The sequence below is a fragment of the Streptomyces spongiae genome (genome assembly GCF_009377185.1).
Taxonomy (GTDB): Bacteria; Actinomycetota; Actinomycetes; order Streptomycetales; family Streptomycetaceae; genus Streptomyces; species Streptomyces spongiae.
Window position 1 is genome coordinate 1 of the sequence record NZ_VJZC01000920.1, and the last position, 2,616, is coordinate 2,616.

Sequence of the window (2,616 nt, forward strand, 5' to 3'; positions counted from 1 at the left end):
CCGCCCACCCGCGCCCTCTCAGATCCGGATATCTCAAGGTCCGCGACCGGCAGTCGTACGAGTTCGCCCTGACCTCGGCGGCCGTCGCCCTGCACATCCGGGGCGGGGTGATCCGCGAGGCGAAGGTCGCCGCCGGAGGTGTGGGAACCGTGCCGTGGAAGCTTCCCGCCGTCGAGAAGCACCTCGTGGGCGAGCGGCCCTCGCAGTCCCTGTGGGCCGAGGCCGCGAAGCAGGCGGCCGACGGGGCCCGCCCGCTGGAGCACAACCGCTTCAAGGTCGAGTTGCTCCAACGCACCGTCGAACGCCAGCTGCGCATCGTAGGAGGTACCGAATGAGCCCGCAGCCGCAGGCAGCCGTCGGAGCGCCGCTGTCCCGCGTGGACGGCCGACTGAAAGTGACCGGTAAGGCGACGTACGCCGCCGAACACGACATCGAGGGCGTCGTCCACGCGGTCGTCGTGGACAGCGGCATCGGCAAGGGCCACATCACCGGCATCGACACCCGCGCCGCCCTCGCCCAGCCCGGCGTACTGAAGGTGATCAGCCACCTCAACGCACCCGTGCTGCCCTACCGGGGCAACCCCGAGTCGTTCGATCCGCCGGGCAGACAGCTGCGGGTCTTCCAGGACGACAGAGTCCTCTTCCGGGGTCAGCCGGTCGCCGTCGTGGTCGCCACCACACTGGAGGCCGCCCAGCACGCGGCGGAGCTGGTGAAGGTCCGCTACGACGCCGAGAAGACGTCGACCGACATGGCCTCCGCGCCGGCCGGTGAACCCGTCACCTATGCGCGTGGCGACGCGGACCAGGCCTTCGCATCCGCCCCCGTGAAGGTGGATGCGACGTACCAGCAGGCCCGCGCGCATCACAACGCGATGGAGATGCACGCCACCATCGCCCGCTGGGACGGCGACAAGCTCACCCTGTGGGACAAGACCCAGTGGCCGAAGGGCACGCAAAGGGACATCGCCGCCGTGTTCGGCATCCCGAACGACTCGGTGCGCGTCATCGCGCCGTTCGTCGGCGGGGCGTTCGGCAACGCGATACGGGCCTGGCCCCACATCACCATCTCGGCCCTCGCCGCCCGCGAGACGGGGCGTCCGGTCAAGCTCATGCTGACCCGCAGGCAGCTGTACTTCGGGGTGGGCTACCGGCCCTCGTACGAGTACCGGGTGCGCCTCGGCAGCGACCGGCGCGGCCGGGTGAGCGCCATGGTCCAGCACCTGAAGGCCGAGACCTCGACGTACGAGAACTTCACCGAGAGGGTCCTGCACACCGGCCAGATGCTCTACAACGCGCCCCACGTCCTTCAGGACTACCGGACGGTGCCGCTGGACGTGAACACGCCCATATGGATGCGCGGTCCCGGCTTCGCCACCGCCGGCTTCGCCATCGAGTCGGCGATGGACGAACTCGCCCACAAGCTGGGCATCGACCCCATCGAGCTGCGTCTGCGCAACGAACCGGAGGAGGACCCGGCCGACGAGCTGCCGTTCTCCACCCGGCGGCTGCGCGAGTGCTACGCCACCGGCGCCCGCGAGTTCGGCTGGCACCGTCGCGACCCCAGGCCCCGCTCCACCCGTGACGGCGACTGGCTGATCGGCACCGGCATGGCCACCGGCACCTACGACGTCCTGCGCAACCCGGCCCAGGCCCGCGTCAGGCTGGACGCCGACGGCACCGCCCTGGTCGAGGCCGCGACCAGCGACATGGGACCGGGCACCTACACCTCCCACACCCAGGTCGCCGCGGACGCCCTCGGCCTGACCATGCGCAACGTGACCTTCCGGCTCGGCGACTCCACCATGCCGCCGACCCCGCCCCACGGCGGCTCTCAGACCATGACCAACGTAGGCTCCGCCGTCCAGGACGGCTGCGACAAGGTCCGGCAGCAGGCGATCGGACTCGCCGTCGAGGACGTGGACTCACCGCTGTACGGCGCCGACGCCGACGCCGTCGTGGTCCGCTCCGGACGCCTGCACATGAAGGACAACCCCGCACGCGGGGAGACCTACCGGCAGCTTCTGGCCCGCAACAACCGCACCCACCTGGAAGTCCTCGGCTCCTGGGCCCCGGGCGAGGCCCGGCACTCCATGTACACCTACGGCGCGATCTTCGCCGAGGTCGCCGTCGACGCCCGACTCGGGCTGGTGCGGGTGCGGCGGATGCTCGGCGTCTTCGACGCGGGGCGGATCATCAGCCCCAAGCTCGCCGACAGCCAGGCCCTCGGCGGCATGGTCGGCGGCATCGGCCAGGCCCTGCTGGAACACACCGTCACCGACCACCGCGACGGCCGCATCGTCAACGCCGACTTCGCCAACTACATGGTCCCGGTCAACGCCGACATCCCCGACCTGCGGGGGATCTTCCTCGACGGCGGCGAAGACCTCCATGCCGACCCCATCGGAGTGAAGGGACTCGGCGAGGTCGTCTTCATCGGCGTGGCACCCGCCATCGCCAACGCGGTCTTTCACGCCACCGGCCGCCGCGTCCGCGAGCTGCCCATCACCGCCGAAGCCCTGCTCTGAGCCTGAGCACCTGAGTGCTCGCCCGGCCGTCCGGCGGCCGACCTGACCCCGCCGCCGGACCCCCGGGGCCGCCGCCGTGCCACGTCTCCCCC

Annotated in this window: 2 protein-coding genes; both read left to right on the top strand. The window is 71.1% G+C overall.

Annotated elements, in window-relative coordinates; genetic code table 11:
- A partial coding sequence (locus FNH08_RS48690) for an FAD binding domain-containing protein (protein WP_407704605.1) occupies window positions 1-335 on the top strand: 335 nt, incomplete at its 5' end.
- Window positions 332-2,524 carry a xanthine dehydrogenase family protein molybdopterin-binding subunit gene (locus FNH08_RS48695; RefSeq protein WP_152778315.1) on the top strand — a complete coding sequence of 731 codons (2,193 nt, stop codon included), beginning with the start codon at window positions 332-334 and terminating at the stop codon, window positions 2,522-2,524. The genes FNH08_RS48690 and FNH08_RS48695, both read left to right, overlap by 4 nt.
- Window positions 2,525-2,616 lie beyond the last annotated feature (92 nt).